13 protein-coding genes and 1 pseudogene are annotated in these 16405 nt (G+C 41.7%); 8 read left to right on the top strand and 6 right to left on the bottom strand.

Features of this window, described 5'->3' with window-relative positions:
• Positions 1-35 precede the first annotated feature (35 nt).
• Positions 36-1259 (bottom strand): annotated as a pseudogene (locus H5181_RS04990) (glycerophosphodiester phosphodiesterase family protein).
• Positions 1260-1546: 287 nt separating this feature from the next.
• Here H5181_RS04990 and H5181_RS04985 point away from each other — a divergent pair.
• From H5181_RS04985 to H5181_RS04970, 4 genes are all read left to right on the top strand, one after another.
• Positions 1547-2188: a DsbA family protein gene (locus tag H5181_RS04985; RefSeq protein WP_123776654.1), complete on the top strand. Its 642-nt coding sequence runs from the start codon at positions 1547-1549 to the stop codon at positions 2186-2188.
• Between the two features lie 157 nt (positions 2189-2345).
• The gene (gene mtgA, locus H5181_RS04980; RefSeq protein WP_182750403.1) at positions 2346-3026 is read left to right on the top strand and encodes a monofunctional biosynthetic peptidoglycan transglycosylase; all 681 of its coding nucleotides are present in this window, start codon (positions 2346-2348) and stop codon (positions 3024-3026) included.
• 273 nt (positions 3027-3299) lie between these two features.
• Complete coding sequence (locus H5181_RS04975; protein ID WP_182750402.1) at positions 3300-5234, top strand: radical SAM protein; 1935 nt, start codon at positions 3300-3302, stop codon at positions 5232-5234.
• A 230-nt stretch (positions 5235-5464) separates the two neighbouring features.
• Complete coding sequence (locus H5181_RS04970) at positions 5465-5899, top strand: dCMP deaminase family protein (protein WP_123776657.1); 435 nt, start codon at positions 5465-5467, stop codon at positions 5897-5899.
• Between the two features lie 186 nt (positions 5900-6085).
• Here the strand turns inward: H5181_RS04970 and H5181_RS04965 are convergent, their stop codons facing one another.
• Positions 6086-6496, bottom strand: a complete 411-nt coding sequence (locus H5181_RS04965; RefSeq protein WP_011638989.1) for a hypothetical protein — start codon at positions 6494-6496, stop codon at positions 6086-6088.
• 205 nt (positions 6497-6701) lie between these two features.
• Positions 6702-7244, bottom strand: a complete 543-nt coding sequence (locus tag H5181_RS04960) for a hypothetical protein (RefSeq protein ID WP_182750401.1) — start codon at positions 7242-7244, stop codon at positions 6702-6704.
• Between the two features lie 281 nt (positions 7245-7525).
• Between H5181_RS04960 and H5181_RS04955 the strand changes: the two genes are divergently transcribed.
• Positions 7526-7672, top strand: coding sequence for a hypothetical protein (locus H5181_RS04955; RefSeq protein ID WP_182750400.1), 147 nt, complete (start codon positions 7526-7528; stop codon positions 7670-7672).
• 109 nt (positions 7673-7781) lie between these two features.
• Here H5181_RS04955 and H5181_RS04950 read toward each other — a convergent pair whose 3' ends face one another.
• On the bottom strand, positions 7782-8963 hold the full coding sequence (locus H5181_RS04950; RefSeq protein ID WP_182750399.1) for a DUF2971 domain-containing protein: 1182 nt from the start codon (positions 8961-8963) through the stop codon (positions 7782-7784).
• Between the two features lie 250 nt (positions 8964-9213).
• Here H5181_RS04950 and H5181_RS04945 point away from each other — a divergent pair, with 250 nt between their 5' ends.
• The 3 genes from H5181_RS04945 to H5181_RS04935 all read left to right on the top strand — a co-directional run bounded on the left by H5181_RS04945 (position 9214) and on the right by H5181_RS04935 (position 12400).
• A complete protein-coding gene (locus tag H5181_RS04945; RefSeq protein ID WP_182750398.1) occupies positions 9214-9795 on the top strand; it encodes a protein tyrosine phosphatase family protein in 582 nt (193 codons plus the stop codon).
• A gap of 518 nt (positions 9796-10313) precedes the next feature.
• Positions 10314-11288 carry a DUF1852 domain-containing protein gene (locus tag H5181_RS04940; protein WP_123884025.1) on the top strand — a complete coding sequence of 325 codons (975 nt, stop codon included), beginning with the start codon at positions 10314-10316 and terminating at the stop codon, positions 11286-11288.
• A 44-nt stretch (positions 11289-11332) separates the two neighbouring features.
• On the top strand, positions 11333-12400 hold the full coding sequence (locus tag H5181_RS04935; RefSeq protein WP_182750397.1) for a methionine synthase: 1068 nt from the start codon (positions 11333-11335) through the stop codon (positions 12398-12400).
• Positions 12401-12448: 48 nt separating this feature from the next.
• Here H5181_RS04935 and H5181_RS04930 read toward each other — a convergent pair whose 3' ends face one another.
• Together H5181_RS04930 and H5181_RS04925 are read right to left on the bottom strand one after the other, a co-directional pair.
• Positions 12449-13429: a hypothetical protein gene (locus tag H5181_RS04930; RefSeq protein ID WP_182750396.1), complete on the bottom strand. Its 981-nt coding sequence runs from the start codon at positions 13427-13429 to the stop codon at positions 12449-12451.
• 287 nt (positions 13430-13716) lie between these two features.
• On the bottom strand, positions 13717-16401 hold the full coding sequence (locus tag H5181_RS04925) for a TonB-dependent receptor domain-containing protein (RefSeq protein ID WP_182750395.1): 2685 nt from the start codon (positions 16399-16401) through the stop codon (positions 13717-13719).
• Between the last annotated feature and the right edge of the window lie 4 nt (positions 16402-16405).

Raw genomic sequence — 16405 nt, 5'->3', positions numbered from 1 at the left:
CCCTCATTAAATGAAAGGCTGAAATACAGTTAATCTTACATATTCATACAGTTAGCATAATATGTCACTGTGGCAGGCCAGTCAGAAAACACACCCATTACTCCGACATCTTTTGCCAGTACATCTAACAGCTCAAAAGTATCACCTTCGTTATCAATCACGTCAGCAATACTCTGATAATACCAACCACCGCCGCCTTGACTCAGTGGCCCTGAACGCTCTAATGACTAAGCAATCATCTTCAACCCAGCGGCACTTGCTGCTTTGGCATATTCAGATGGCACTATCGCGTTATTGTCTGCCACAGTAACCAGCATCCATAATGGCGGCGCAATAATCTTGACCCCGTCTGCTGCTAGAGTGTCCATACTCGGTGACCATGTGGCACTGTTCTGTGGATCAAAACCACTCAGATCATAACGATCGTCAAGGTATACCGCTTGATCGGCAAATTCAGGCGCATTGGCTATCCAATATTTTACATCGTCTAAATTAAACGATTGTGGAAACACTTGCGATGCATCAACGCCTGCTGCGGCATATTCATCTAACATTTTTTGGGCGTAGTCTTGTTGAGTAAAACCATCATACGGCATGCTGACACTGGCCGACTTAAGCTCGGGAGTCATCTTTACTCCAGCAGCTTTGAAAAAGGCAATACTTTCAGCGTGAGTCATTAACGTGCCATTACCTGCATATAAGTCGGTGCGCCAATTTGGCGTGCCATCCATAAACTCTTCAACTGTGGTGGCATTAGGGTTAAAGCCGTCCATTTTGCCTTTTAAGGTTTTAAATTCAGCTAAGCTGATATCACTGGTACAACAGGTTGCCGTTGCACTCACGCCATTGACGGCATCAGCTGGTGAAAATGGCACTGAACATTTATTAGCTAGGGCTGGGATAGCCAGAATATTGGTGGTAGTGGCTAAATCACACTGCGAGTGACGGCAAACTAACTCTTTATCTGCGGTAAACGTCACGTCACATTCCACAATACCAGCGCCCGAATCGATGGCTGCTTGATAGGCTTCTTTGGTATGTTCAGGAAACTGCATTGACGCACCGCGGTGGCCAATAGAAAAGTCTGTACGGTAAAATGAATTTGAAGCACATTGCGCTAATTGATCTTTTAACTCACTGTCTTGCATTTGACCAACTAAAAATAGCGGCCTCGGGCCCACTTGGGCGCTAACACTTTTATCCACTTCTGCAGTGGTGTCATTATTATCGTTACTGTTACACCCCGAAATCCATAACATGCTGGTTAAAACCGAAATGATACCCAGTGTTACACTTTTTTTCCTTGTCATCTTATTGCTCCATGTTGTAATGCTGTAATGTCAGTTGTAATGGTTTACTAAAAATTTCATCATCTGTAACAGCTTACGCAATGAATATGACTGAATTATCGAATTATTATGACAACCTTAGTTTCTACTGTTTTATCGACCGATTGAATAATATAAAACATGACCCTAACTGCGGTAACGGTATATAGACAAGCAAATAAACGATAGTGAGTTAACGGCTAACGATGAGGTCCACAATGGCAAACACAACCCTTTATTATGTTCACGATCCAATGTGCAGTTGGTGTTGGGGATACCGCCCCACATGGGATGCTCTGCAAGTTCAACTACAACAGCAGTTTGGCCAGCAATTGAGTCTACACTATCTAGTCGGTGGTTTAGCGCCCGACTCAGCAGAACCAATGCCACACCCCATGCAGCAAATGCTACAACAAACCTGGCATAAGATTAACCAACAATTAGGTACAGAATTTAATCACGACTTTTGGCAGCTCTGCCAACCAAGGCGTTCAACGTATCCAGCATGCAGAGCCAGCATAATTGCTCGCCAATATAGGCTTGAGCAACAGATGATCAACGCTATCCAACAGGCTTATTATCTTAATGCACACAACCCATCTGATGTTGATACTTTAGTATCGATTGCGACTCAATTAGGGATCCCTGCAGACTTGTTCACAGAGCAATTAAACGCTGATGAAACAGAAGATAAATTGCTCAAAGAAATCAATTTTGCTCGCCAACTTCCCATTCAAGGATTCCCCTCATTAGTGCTTATGGTCGATAACAACGCCTACCCTATTAGGCTTGATTATCATCAATGGCAAACCAGTTTGGCAGACATACAAACAATCTTGTTAACAGCCCAACCGAGTTGATTAGTGCTTTAGGGATGACTCTGCGCAACGTCACTTAAGATATAAATCATGCACGAGGTTGATTAGCCTTTGGCCTTAATGCCCAATATCCTATACTCTGCACGTCGAAAATGACAAAGCCTCACACAGGCTAGTTAAACATAACATGAGGCAGTGAATGACAGATCGTAAACGAGGTTTTTTCGGTTGGACATGGTTTGTCATGTGGCGCTTTTTGCTACTACTGGCGCTATTACTATTGGTACTAAGATTTGTACCGCCACCGACAACGTCATTTATGCTGCAAAGCGATTATCCGGTTAGTCAGCACTGGGTAAGTATTGATGAGCTGCCTGCGCACATGCCATTAGCCGTCGTGGCCGCAGAAGATCAGTTGTTTCCCGAACACTTCGGGGTCGATATCAACTCCATCACTAAAGCCCTTAACCAGTACGACGGTGGAGAAGGCCTGCGTGGTGCCAGTACCATCACCCAACAAACCGCAAAAAATCTATTACTTTGGCCGGGTAGAAACTTTGTTCGCAAAGGGTTAGAAGCCATGTTGGCCGTGAGCCTTGAAGCCATTTTGGGCAAAAAACGTATCTTAGAGGTGTACTTAAACGTCGCCGAATTTGGTAAAGGCATTTACGGTGTAGAAGCAGCTAGCCAACATTATTTTAATAAATCGGCCCGTTATTTATCCAACAACGAAGCGGCGCGCCTAGCAGTGTTGTTGCCGAGTCCGCGTAACCGAAACCCTAACAATTTAACCCCATACCTGCGCCAAAGAGTCGCTTGGGGTGAAAAACAAATGCGTCAACTTGGTTCTGGCTATTTAAAGCCTATTCTTACCAATTAACCGCAATACCCTGCCCGTTGTTATTGCTCTTTGTTAAGAGCAATAACAACTCGAACTGCCCTTCATATTTAAAAGATCAAAATATTGATCATTGATAAGCCATTAGCCTTTAATATCATTCAAAAAAAACTTTTCTCTTCCAATCGTCATCATGTGGCGAAAACATGATGCCTACTAGCAAGCCAGATGAAAGCCGGAATTAACAGGATTTGAACTATTTTTACTGTTAGAATGCGACCTCATTTTTATCCGCTTTTACGATCAAGGCAGGCTATGACCGTTCTTCTAATGACTCCACCGATGACCCAGCTGAATACACCGTATCCAGCAACAGCGTATTTAACCGGTTTTTTACGCTCACGAGGCTATGAGGCGGTTCAGCGAGATCCTGCGATTGAGCTTTTTCTTGAGATGATGACAGCACCTGCGCTGGACATTATTCGTCAGCACGTAGAAGAAAACTTCGAACACTTTGAAGACGACGAACTGCCAGATGTCATTTTTAACTTTCTGGCTGAATTTGAGCGTTATCACCTGACTGTTGAACCTGCCATTCGCTTTTTACAGGGCAAAGACCCAAGCCTTGCAATGCGGATTAATACCCGACGTTTTTTACCCGAAGGCCCAGCGTTTGATGCAATTGCTGAGATGGAAGCGGTATCTGGCGACGTGTTGCAAACGGCCTTTGGCAACTTAGGCGTACAAGATAAAGCTAAATATTTGGCCACCCTGTTTATTAATGATCTATCAAACGTTATTACCCAAGGTGTTGACCCCTACTTTGAAGTCAGCCGTTATGGCGAAAAGCTAGCGGCGGCCAACCCAAGCTTTGACAACCTCTACGACACCTTAATGGGTGAAGCAAGTTTTAGCTCTGAAATTTTGGAGCAATTGGTCGAGATGTATCTGGAAGACACCCAACCAAGTGTCGTCGCATTAACCGTGCCGTTTCCCGGTAATATGCTAGGCGCTTTACGTATTGCCCAAACCTGTAAAGCCATTAATCCAGACATTCCTATCGTCATGGGTGGCGGGTTTGTTAATACTGAACTGCGCGCACTAAAAGATCCGCGCGTATTTGAATTTGTCGACTTTATCTGTCTTGATGACGGCGAACGCCCGCTCATCACTTTGCTGGAATACTTTGAAGGCAAACGTGAAATAGACGATTTAGTGCGTACTTACTTCCTTGCAGAAGATGAAAATGGCCAACCTTATGTCCACTTAAATCAAAATGATCAGCTGCACGATATTCCACAATCTGAGGTCGGCACCCCCATTTACGACGGTCTGCCATTGGGCGACTACCTGTCTTTATGTGAAATGCTCAACCCAATGCACCGCATTTGGAGTGACGGACGCTGGAACAAACTGACCATCGCCCACGGCTGTTACTGGCGTAAATGCAGCTTCTGCGACGTCAGTTTGGACTATATCGACCGCTACGATACCGCTGGCGCCGATGCCTTGGTTGACCGTATCGTAGAGCTTGTTGAAGAAACCGGACAAACTGGTTTCCATTTTGTCGATGAAGCCTTACCACCAAAAACCTTATTTGCGTTTGCAAAACGTCTCATTGAACGCGGCGTAGTGATCAGTTGGTGGGGCAATATCCGTTTTGAGCGTACCTTTAGCCCAGCACGTTGCCAATTACTGGCAGATTCAGGTTGTATCGCCGTCAGCGGCGGCCTTGAAGTGGCGTCAGATCGTCTACTTAAACTGATGAAAAAAGGCGTGAGTGTTGAGCGCGTCGCCCACGTCACTAAAGCATTCAGTGATGCCGGAATATTGGTTCACGCTTACTTGATGTATGGCTTCCCGACACAAACCGAACAAGAAACCATAGACTCGCTAGAAATGGTGCGTCAGATGATGGAACAATGTTGTTTCCAGTCAGCCTATTGGCATCGTTTTGTCGCCACCATTCACAGCCCGATAGGCATGAATCCAGAGCAATTTGGTATCACCCTTGCTGAACGCCCTGAAATTTTATTTGCTGAGAACGATGTCGACTTCACCGACCCGACCGGAACAGATCATGAAATGCTTGGCGAAGGACTGCGTAAAGCAATCTACAACTACATGCACGGTATCGGTTTTGATCAACCAATGAGTTTCTGGTTCAACGAACCCGTTACCCGCACTTCAATGAAGAAAGACCTAATATCAAAAGCGATTAGCAACTTTATTCTTAGTAATGAAGAGTAGGTATTAAAGAGTAACTAGGGCTATCTCATTGGAATAACTAAACGCAGCTTAAATAATTGGCAGTCAAATTCTGCTATACAGGCGCATCATGGCCCTACTTAATATAAGAAAGAGTAAGTGGGTCCATGGTTAGAATATTGAAGGTTGATTTATCATTGTTCTGCATAGAGAATAGCGCCTAATTGAAATAATAATTAACGTGATGCATAAAGCATAGGAACGGCAATAAGATGATGACAAAATGGGCGACACGCTTTTTACAAATGGCCGAGCTCGTAGCATCTTGGAGTAAAGATCCCTCCACCCGAGTTGGTGCGGTGATCACTGAAAACAATCGCATCGTCTCGCTAGGTTTTAATGGTTATCCTCACGGAATATCAGATAGTGCTGAAACCGATAACCGTGAAATGAAACTGCTAAAAACGCTCCATGCAGAAGAAAATGCCATTCTGCATGCCAAACGAGATCTCAGTAGCTGTGAGATTTGGGTAACCCACTTCCCCTGCCCAAACTGCGCCGCCAAGATTATCCAAACAGGATTACGTGCCGTGCATAGCCCGCAACCCAACGAAGATTTCCTGTCACGCTGGGGAGATAAGATTAAAGTCAGCGAAGATATGTTTGAGCAAGCAGGCGTTCAAGTCGATTGGATGCAGGTAGATTAACCTTACTTTTTCACCGTCGTTCCGGCAATGCGGTTGAGCCGGAATCCAAGTGTTTACTCTTTGCATTTATGGCCTGCGTGGCACTTCATCATAGTAAAGGGTGAACAGTCTAGCTTCACTTTACTAGCTGGCTTTAAAAGGCTAGGTAAAAATTTAACAATAGATGCCATGATTAATTCGTGTCGTTTACAAGCTTTCTAAGAATATTTGCCAAGTAAAAAATAACAACCACAGAAGGCCAAGCATAAAAGCAACATCTTCTTTAATCGATGAGCCAAACTCTGAGCTATTATCACCAAAAAAGTAACCTACCGGTTTGGAGTATATTACTGCCGCTAAGCATAAACCTGGCACAAGATAATACAGCACCCAATCTTCTAAATACGTGCTTGTTTCATCGACACCCATTACAACGTAACTGTGCCCATACATTAGCAAATAGACTATGTATATTAGTACAAGAATAACGGCAAAATACTTACCCCATTTCCATTTTTTTAAGTTATCCGAAAGCGATAAATCGAATTCATGATTTGAATAAATGCCAAAAAAAATCAATGGCAGTATCAGTAAACAAATGCCTAGAAAAGTACTCAAAATACAGCTCTCTCCAGAAATTTAATAATGGGAATTTAATAATGGGAATTTAATAATGGGTGGCATGGTTATCGCCTTTACCCTGCCCCACTAAATTCACCTTTAAATTCACTTTTACCACTTTTATAAGCGATTAAAAGAAGTAGTGAATGATCAAAAAAACAACTATTTATTGTCCTGCTTTAATGACTTCTTGTACAAAAGATTATTCTTTCTTTGTTAAATAATTAACATAGTTAATTTCATTTGTATGATTTGACTCGAAAGCATAGCCTTCATAGGTAATTGATAAGTTATTTGATAAATACAAAAGGTTATTATAAATTTCTACGTTTACAGTCATTTCCCATAGAGGCTCTTGAAAAACTTCGACAACAATAAATTTATCATTTGTATCACGATTCGATTCGGGATAGCTGTAGGGATTAATTGTTTGTGAAATAGATTCTACAGGGGTTCCTGCACAATCAGAGGTATTATATTTATGTTCAATTATTTCTAAATTGTCACTAGTTAAGACTAATTCATTTGTATAATATGCCAAATTGTTTCTTTGACCACAATTTGATAACCATGAACCAGTAAGGTCTAATGTATCATCAATAGGCACAGAAACAATGGGAGGAGCTATACTTTCGCCTTCCACTTCAGAAGTGCCGCCACAACCGCACAATATTACGAAGGCAATGCAAATGATGAACCTAATGAGAAAATAGTTAGTAAGTTTTGTATTTATATTAGAATACACAGAAATTCCTTTTATATATGCTAAGCGGATAACGAATGCTTAGGGGCAATTAACAGTTGACCACCATTGCACCAAGCCAACAGATAATTGTCGCAGTGAGTTTACGAACAAAAACTATGCCCCCACTTTTACTATTAATTAACATAACTGCTTTTAACTTTGATTGCTAGGTATCAGTCCTATTCAAATGTAAAAATTGAGCGCTAGATGTAAAATGCTGATCCAGAATAACGAATGCCTAAAAAAGTACTCAAAATACAGCTCGTTCCAGAAATTTAACAATGGGTAGCATGGTTAATTGTGACAGTATGCAAGGCGGTGTTGGTGATGGTTATTACGGAGGACGTGTAAACAAGATTTACGGCCAGGCTAATCCTGAAGAGTTAACGCCTGCGCGAAGCACATTATTAGCTGAAATGGGTCTGTAAGGAGTTGAGGGAACTGGTAGGTAATGTTTGCAGCTTAATCCTCTGTACGAGCTGCAATCGTTACCTACCTTTTTTATATTCGAATACAAAAGACAATTTCTTAATCAATTTATATGACAATAACTGGTGTGCATCCTCCATTAGCATCGAATCTCAGAGCATAACCATCTTCCCATTGTTTTAGGCATCTCTTGCTATCTTCAGTAGTAAGTTGGATTTTAAAATTACAGTCAAAAACCTCTTCTGGAGTTACATCAATCTCTCTATTGAAAGATCTTCTGGCTTGGAAAAATACAAATGGAAATACATGTCTTGGACCATTTTGTGGCAGAAAGCTTTCTTTCTTATATTTAATTATCTCCTTAACTCTCATTTTATGACTATCTGACATTTTACTGCCAAAAACTACTCCAACTAATTGAGAAAAATCATAATGTAATAGTCGTTGTAAGGGAGACAGACGCTCGGAAGAAAGTGAGCCACCATTAAGGATAAGACGATATTCTTGCTCATACTCCCAACTGCGATGCTTTGAACATAAAAAACTGTCCGACTTATCCCAATGGTTTTTTATTTCATTTAAGTCGACGCATGTTAGGTTATTTACCAATTCTCGGGGAAGTAGCCAGCATGCATTATGAAAGTCAATATTTTCAGAATAGTTAACTTTTGAGAATGGTATAGAACTAGGCACTGAGATTCTGTATGTTTCTGTGATCCCTACTGAGTTTATGCAGTTGGAAGGGTCTTGCTTTAATGTTCCATCAATGGTTCTGAAAATAAGGCTATAACCGAAGTGCTGTGCTCCATAATGCCCCCACATAAGATGGTCATTATTCTTAGACGAGAATGAAACAAAATAGCCTAGTTTGGGACTTGAGTAAGATAAATATCTTTGTACTTCCTTAGCAAAATAAGCAACATCCTCTGATACTGCATTGTGGTTTTCAAGTTCAGAAACTATATTGTCAAAGATGCTAATTAATCTACCAGCCATTATTTCTCCATAAGTGATCGGAGTTCTTATAGATAAAGCTGTTGCAAGTATCTCGATGTAGTACTCATTTATTTCTGAATCCCCCCAAAACATCTCTTTTATGCGATTATTTACCTCATTTAAGAGCCTCATCCATAATTCTTTATCCGAAGGGAAATGGTAAAAGCTCTCCCCATCAAATGGATCGTTCAATTCATCTTGAGAAGCAAAGTACAATTCATTATAAAGGAGTTCTTTAAAGGATAGCTCAGTTGAAGACCTGTATCGATATAAGAGCATAATAGTATAAGTCATTGATGATTAATTACTTACATCCTATCAATAGATTTGAGTAACCTGCAAGATTAAAAAATGTATGCAACAACTAGATCCAATAGAGTAAAATTATTGGACAGCGTTTCAAATTAGACTTTATCATCAGTTGAATGTGGAATAGTCGAAAATCGAATTATCGTGAAAAAACGCCGCAATTATCGCGCTACAGATCAACAGAGTAAAAAACTCATCACGCATTATCACGTATTAAATTAACCCAAGGGATCACATGAATATATTGCAACGTTTTCGCCTACTGTCCACCAGCATATTAATGTGTTGTTTCTTTTTTAGTGCGGGAGTGTTCAGCGCAAGCAGCATAGCAAACATTGATACCAGCAAGCTTGGCGACATAAAAGCGGTTAAATTTAATAACCAGCAAGTGATTACCGCGGGTTTACCCACAGAGCCGCAATTTGCACAGCTCGCTCAGGCGGGTATTAAAACCGTGATTAACCTCATTCCTAATGATAATCCAAACGCCTTAATCAATGAGCAGCAAATCGTCACTCAACTCGGTATGAATTATCACAATGTTAGCGTGGACTGGCAGCAGCCTACACAAGAAAATCTACAGCAATTTTTTAGCCTGATGGAGCAAAATGGCGACGCACCAGTGCTAGTGCATTGCGCGGCTAATTATCGTGCCTCAGCCTTTTATTACTTATACCAAGCCCGCCACAACAAAGCGCCGTCAATGGCTGAAGCACTAACACCTTGGGGCGACTTACAACAAAGCTTTGCTGAATATCCTCAATGGCAACAACTGATAGAAGATGCAAAACAGCAATATCAAACCAAACAACAGTAATGTAAATACTGCGATCCCTTTGGCCAGTGCCGAATGAAAGTGCAGGATAAAATCCTGCACTTTCATCCTAACTAATTACCTGCCGCAGGCTTTAGTACAAATAATACCTCCGCTCTCTTCAACAAGTACTAGACAACAAGCACTAGACAACAAGCACTAGACAACAAGCACTAGCCAACTAGGTTAGATGACCTTGTGATTCAAGACTCATATTATTCAAGATTATCGTCCGACACCGCAAATAACCTCTAGGTACTAACGCTTATTTATAATCATGAATATTGCTCATGCTGCAGGTGAAATAAAACCGTTTTTCTTCATGTCCCAACCCACGTATAAATTACTCATGCTTTTAGCGCCAAACAATATTACAGCGGATCCCTAATTAAGCCATCAGGCACAAAGCAGACAAAGCTGTAACAGCGACTTGTTGAGAAAATCAGCACTAATAGAACATATCGATAAACAGCAAAACGTAAATTCAGGCTTTTAAATCACAAATTGGATACCAGATCATCATGAATAAAGATTTCACATTTACGATTAAGAGCATTCGCCTCGATGAAGATTATCATCCATCAGACAGTACACGTATCACCACCAACTTTGCTAATTTGGCCAGAGGAAGCTATCGCCAAGCAAACTTGCGCAACGCGTTAAAGATGATTGATAACAGTTTTAATGCCTTAGCGAATTGGGATAATCCTAAAGGCGATCGTTACTCCGTCGAACTTGAAATCATTTCTGTTGATATGGATATTGAAGGCAGTGGTAAAACCTTCCCATCAATTGAAATATTGAAAACGAATATTGTTGATCATCAAACTAACCAACGCATTGAAGGTATTGTAGGAAATAATTTTTCCTCTTATGTGCGGGATTATGATTTTAGCGTATTACTGCAGGCTCATAATAAAGACCAGCCCAACTTTAGCATTCCAGATAACTTTGGTGAGCTGCATGGCAAGCTGTTTAAGTATTTTGTTAATTCAAAAACTTACAAACAAAATTTTAAGAAAACACCTGTTATCTGCCTTAGTGTTTCAGATAACAAGACCTATCATCGAACTGAAAATCAGCATCCTGTATTGGGGGTTGAATACCAGCCAAATGAGTCGTCTTTGACTGAGCAGTATTTCAAAAAAATGGGACTACAGGTACGTTATTTTATGCCGCCAAATAGTGTTGCGCCGTTGGCTTTCCATTTCTTTGGTGATCTACTTAATGATTACACTAATCTTGAGCTTATAAGCACCATCAGCACCATGGGAACCTTTCAAAAAATCTACCGACCAGAGATTTATAATGCGAATGCCGCTGCTGGAAAGTCCTATCAACCCAATTTGAAGAACCTAGATCATTCATTAACGCAAATTGTTTATGATCGAGAAGAACGTAGCCAGTTGGCTAATGAGCAGGGAAAGTTTGCTGAGAAGCACTTCATCAAACCCTATCAAACGGTGCTTGAGCAATGGTCTGCCAATTACGTTTAATCGCTGCGTTTAATCATTACACCCAACATACGGCATGACTTATTATGAAAACATTGATTAACAAAATAATACTACCCACTTCAACTGCAGGCAGTTTACCTAAGCCCTCTTGGCTTGCTGAACCCGAAACACTTTGGTCAGCTTGGAAACTACAAGGTGAGGAATTAATTGAGGGCAAACAAGACGCTTTACGTTTGTCATTACAAGATCAACAACACGCAGGCATTGATATTGTTAGTGATGGTGAGCAAACACGCCAACATTTTGTGACTACGTTTATTGAACATCTTAACGGTGTTGATTTTAATAAGCGTAAAACCGTTAAAATTCGTGATCGCTATGATGCCAGTGTACCAACGGTTGTCGGCCCTGTTAGTCGCCAAAAATCAGTTTTTGTTGAAGATGCCAAGTTTTTACGTCAGCAAACCACGCAACCCATTAAATGGGCTTTGCCTGGTCCCATGACAATGATAGATACGCTTTTTGATGACCATTATAAAAGTCGTGAAAAGCTAGCGTGGGAATTTGCTAAAATTCTTAATCAGGAAGCCAAAGAATTAGAAGCCGCAGGTGTTGATATTATTCAATTTGATGAGCCAGCATTTAATGTTTTTTTTGATGAGGTAAATGATTGGGGCATTGCTTGCTTAGAAAGAGCCATTGAAGGATTAAAGTGCGAAACGGCTGTGCATATTTGTTATGGCTATGGCATCAAAGCCAATACTGATTGGAAAAAAACACTGGGCTCAGAGTGGCGACAGTATGAAAAAGCGTTCCCTAAACTGCAACAGTCTAATATCGATATTATCTCACTAGAATGCCACAACTCTCATGTGCCAATTGAGCTGCTTGAACTCATTCGAGGTAAAAAAGTGATGGTTGGTGCCATAGATGTAGCAAGCAATACGATTGAGACACCAGAGGAAGTCGCCAATACCCTCCGAAAAGCACTTCAGTACGTAGATGCCGATAAGCTTTATCCATGCACCAATTGTGGCATGGCGCCCTTACCTCATCATGTAGCAAGAGGTAAGTTACAAGCCTTAAGTGCAGGGGCTGACATTGTTAGAAAAGAGCTATCGGCCCTAGGATTGTTGAACCTTAGGGATTAACATTTATTCAATCTACGGCGATTTAATCGCAGCGCGAGCACACATCACCTACTGTTGAGTATGAAAACCTTTCAAATCCATTTTATACAAGGGTGCAGGGATCATTTCAGAGGTGATAAAAATGCTGTTACCGTCTGGGCTAAAACCCACGGCTTCAGCTTGCTTTATCGCTGGTAGAGAAATCTCTTGTGGCGGCGTAGAAAACAACGTTAACCAATCACCTGGCTCAGTTTGAGTAAAATAGAACGCGTGAGTGTAGGTTAATACCACCGCCGATAAACCATCAGCTGATATATCCATGGCTGTAGGTTTTCCGGCAAAACCAATCCAGGTATAGATACTGGCGTAATCGAGCATGGCGGTTGGTAATGGCGCGATTTCGCCCAGCTTTTTGGCTTGCTTGTTAACCATTTGAACCGATGAATTGTTGGAAGCACTTTGTCCTAAAGCTGGAGCCATTAATGGCAACTCGAATAATATTGGTAATTTATCGCGTTTGCTCAGTAACAGTATTTTTTGTTTAGCCACATCAACGGCTACAGATTCACAATCGTGTGTACCATCTGGGTAGGTAAATGTCATGCTCCAAACGGGTTTAGCCGACAGTGTTTTTTGGCCATTCAGTTGGCTTAAATCAGGCTCTTTGATCAGATGTAGCTGATATTGCGATCGTTTCGCTTGGTTATCACCCACATCGGCGATCAATAAATACGATTCACCTTGGTAAACGAACGAGGCGATGTCTTCCCAATCGTTATTCTTAACGCCTGTAATGTTAACTGTCGCCAACTGATGACCTTGGGTATCAATGGCAAAAATCCTTGCGGTGTCGCCACTGTCGTTATGTACCCAAAGTATATTGTCGTTGAGCCTCGATACCGCTAAACCACTGGCTTCGTCAATAGTCGGAGCAGTAATGCTACCCGCTTGGGTCATGCCTATCGGCATAGCACATGCACTGGTCGATAACGCCAACATCACATATATACACAGCTTTAACGGGGTGAACAGGGGCAGTATTGTGGGCATTAACACGGGTCCATTGAGGTATCAGTAACGAGCAAGCCAGTATTCTACCCAATTTGAAATAGAAAAGTGCCAATGTTTACACTGAGGTTAATTTATTTATCCGTTACATAAGCTGAGTTTGTGTAGCGTTATCTTGTTATTAAACAAAAAAAGGCCACTTTCTTTGTTCCGAAGAAAGTGGCCATGCACATTTTTAGCGATTGAAATGATGAATAAAAACCGCTAAAAACAAGTACTCTTTTATAAGTGACTCTTGAACGCACTATTACACGTAACGATTACACCTATTAATACTCATAGCTAAATTGCAAAGTGAACTCTGTGCCAGGGTCTTTAGCGTACACTTGCAGATCTTGCTGTTCGTATTCAGTGGTTTCACCTAAGATATTTTTCGCTTTTACTTTTACCGTAACGCTATCTGTCGGAAAGAAACTATACGTAAAATCAAGGCTATGGAATGGCTTTTCAAATACATCGTCTAAACCACCACGGCCACCATAAGCAATACGTTCACCAAACACGTTATACACTAATGTGGCACTGTGATAACTGTCTGACGAGTCGTAACTTAACTGTAAGTTAGCCACCCATTGTGAATGTCCGGTCATGCGGCGGGTTTTATTGGTTGGGTCAATTTCGCCGTTAGCAGCGATATCGATTTCTGAGTCGCCAAGGGTTAAGTTACCTGCAACAAAGAAGTCTTCCCAAATGCTGCCTTCGCTACCTAAAAACTCAAGCTCTTGTAAGAACTCGGTTTCAAGACCGTACACATAACCCGACTGCGCGTTATAAAACTTGAGCTGACGCCCTGCTTCTGAAATACGTTGAATCGGCTCAATTGGTGCATCTACATCTTTATAGAATGCGCCCATGCTGAAATTATTACCCGAATCAGAATAATATTCCCAACGTAAATCTAAGTTAAGAATGTCTGAACTCTTTAACTCTGGGTTACCGAAGAAGTCAAAACCAGTAACCGGATCTTGGAATCGAACCGGTGATACCTCACGAAGATCTGGACGAACGATAGTTTTACTCGCTCCAAAACGCCATTGAGTAGTATCGGTTTGTTTCCAGGTTAATGATAACGATGGGAACCAACCGTCTTCTGCTATCACGTAGTCAGATAACTGATAACGACCACCTTCATCTGATATTTCACCATTGGGGTCGATAGGCAAAGTGACGCGACGAAAATCTTCATAACGAATACCAGCATATACCCGCCAAACATCATCAAAGTCGATGTCCATGCTCACAAATGCAGCGTCGTTTTTCTCGGCGGCAATGTAGTCTTCGGTGTCAGTTGATGCGTCTTTTAGCTCTAGCCCTAAGGTATTGTCGGTAATGTTTTTATCAGAGAAAATCTCATCAAAATCACCCGCTAAAATAGCGCCATTAGGGTCGGTTGGACTTAAATCGACATCAAACCCTAAGCGAGTTGCATAGCTTTCGCGAGTACGCTCAAAGTATTCATAGCCGGTAGTCAGTTTAACCACGGCGCCGTCTAGATTAATTGGATACATAAAGTCCCAAGCATAGTTTTGGCTGTCATCTTCTAGGCGACTGTAGACATACTTGGGTGCATCTTGAGTATTGAGGTTACGTGATAATAACTGGTTGCTGTCGTCTAAAATCACGTTGTAGGTATACGACACTTCATTTGGTGCATAACGCTCTGAGCGCGCATCGGAGAACTTCCAATTAAATTCAGCGTCATTCAAATATTCAATAAAATGATGACCTTTAATTTGGTTACTGATAAGCGAACGTTCTTCGTAATCAATGGCGTAAACTTGCAGTGCATTTGGCTCACCCAAAGTATCGATGGTTTCTTCAATCCCCATAGACACATCATCTGAAGTGTCTTGCAGGTAAGTAGTGAAGGTTTCGATTTTATGGTTGTAGCCAATCTCTAAGCCTAAGTTAAGCATGCCAGACACTTGGACTATTGAGTCGGTACCAACGATGTCTTTCTGGTTTTCAACTTGTACTTGGCTGCTATCACCATCAAGCTCAACTTCACGTTTAGTGTAGTTTTCAGCTTGCTTCTTGTAAGACACGGCTGACAATGCACCAAAGATAATATCGTCGGTAATGTCCCAACGATCACCAATGGCGATATCACCGCGCATTGCAGGGTCTGTACTTTGGCTGTGTACCGTCATATCGCGGTACATGTCTAGTGCTAGTTCGCGGTTAACTTTTTGTGCTGCTGGGTAATTTATAGCGCCATTAGAGTTGCTCACGATATCAATTGGGCTAATTCCACCATATTGATTAATGGTGTTATTAATGTTGCTTGGCATGCTGCGAGTGCCATCGTCTTGGCCGGTCCAATCATCGCCACCACCGTTGTAGGTGTAGCTGTCATTTGAGTCATTGGTGTTATAACGACCGCCCACTGACGCTTTAAAGAAGAAGTCGGCCGGAATTGATTTAGTGCGAATATCAACATGCCCGCCACCAAATGCGGCAGGTGAATTAGCTGAGGCAGACTTTTGCACCGATAATGATTCAATGATCGATGCAGGAAACATATCTAAAGGTACTACGTTACGGGTTGGGTCTGGCGATGGCACTGTCGCGCCATTCAGTGAGGTACTTGAATAACGCTCACCTAAACCACGAACATAAATGAATTTGCCATCTTTTAAGGTTAAACCTGTCACACGACGAAGCGCTGCGGCGGCATCACCGTCACCGGTTCTTGAAATTTGTTCTGAGCCCATAATATCGGCTACAGCAATTTGTTCACGACGTTCTTCAGTTGCTTCCGATGCAGAGCTACGTAAACGCCCAGTAACTGAAATCACTTCTATCGGTTCAATTGGAATCACTTCACCAGGATCACGAACAGGCGCTGGTTCTTGCGAGTATACGGGGGTAGCTGTTAATAGTGTCGCCGCAGAAATCACAGAGATAATGGCAAGACTTAACTTATTAACGGTAAAACTCGGCTTGGTTTTCATACTT

Source organism: Shewanella sp. SG44-2, assembly GCF_014164215.1.
GTDB lineage: Bacteria > Pseudomonadota > Gammaproteobacteria > Enterobacterales > Shewanellaceae > Shewanella > Shewanella frigidimarina.
The sequence above is the reverse complement of the archived record's forward strand: the minus strand, read 5'-3'. Positions and strand labels throughout refer to the sequence as shown.

Excerpts from the sequence above, each read along its gene's own strand:
- H5181_RS04955 (WP_182750400.1), top strand. The coding sequence starts at position 7,526 with ATGGGTAGCATGGTTAATTGTGACAGTATGCAAGGCGGTGTTGGTGAT.
- H5181_RS04925 (WP_182750395.1), bottom strand. The coding sequence starts at position 16,401 with ATGAAAACCAAGCCGAGTTTTACCGTTAATAAGTTAAGTCTTGCCATT.
- H5181_RS04940 (WP_123884025.1), top strand. The coding sequence starts at position 10,314 with ATGAATAAAGATTTCACATTTACGATTAAGAGCATTCGCCTCGATGAA.
- H5181_RS04950 (WP_182750399.1), bottom strand. The coding sequence starts at position 8,963 with ATGACTTATACTATTATGCTCTTATATCGATACAGGTCTTCAACTGAG.
- H5181_RS04975 (WP_182750402.1), top strand. The coding sequence starts at position 3,300 with ATGACCGTTCTTCTAATGACTCCACCGATGACCCAGCTGAATACACCG.
- H5181_RS04935 (WP_182750397.1), top strand. The coding sequence starts at position 11,333 with ATGAAAACATTGATTAACAAAATAATACTACCCACTTCAACTGCAGGC.
- H5181_RS04945 (WP_182750398.1), top strand. The coding sequence starts at position 9,214 with ATGAATATATTGCAACGTTTTCGCCTACTGTCCACCAGCATATTAATG.
- H5181_RS04985 (WP_123776654.1), top strand. The coding sequence starts at position 1,547 with ATGGCAAACACAACCCTTTATTATGTTCACGATCCAATGTGCAGTTGG.
- H5181_RS04930 (WP_182750396.1), bottom strand. The coding sequence starts at position 13,429 with ATGCCCACAATACTGCCCCTGTTCACCCCGTTAAAGCTGTGTATATAT.
- mtgA (WP_182750403.1), top strand. The coding sequence starts at position 2,346 with ATGACAGATCGTAAACGAGGTTTTTTCGGTTGGACATGGTTTGTCATG.
- H5181_RS04970 (WP_123776657.1), top strand. The coding sequence starts at position 5,465 with ATGATGACAAAATGGGCGACACGCTTTTTACAAATGGCCGAGCTCGTA.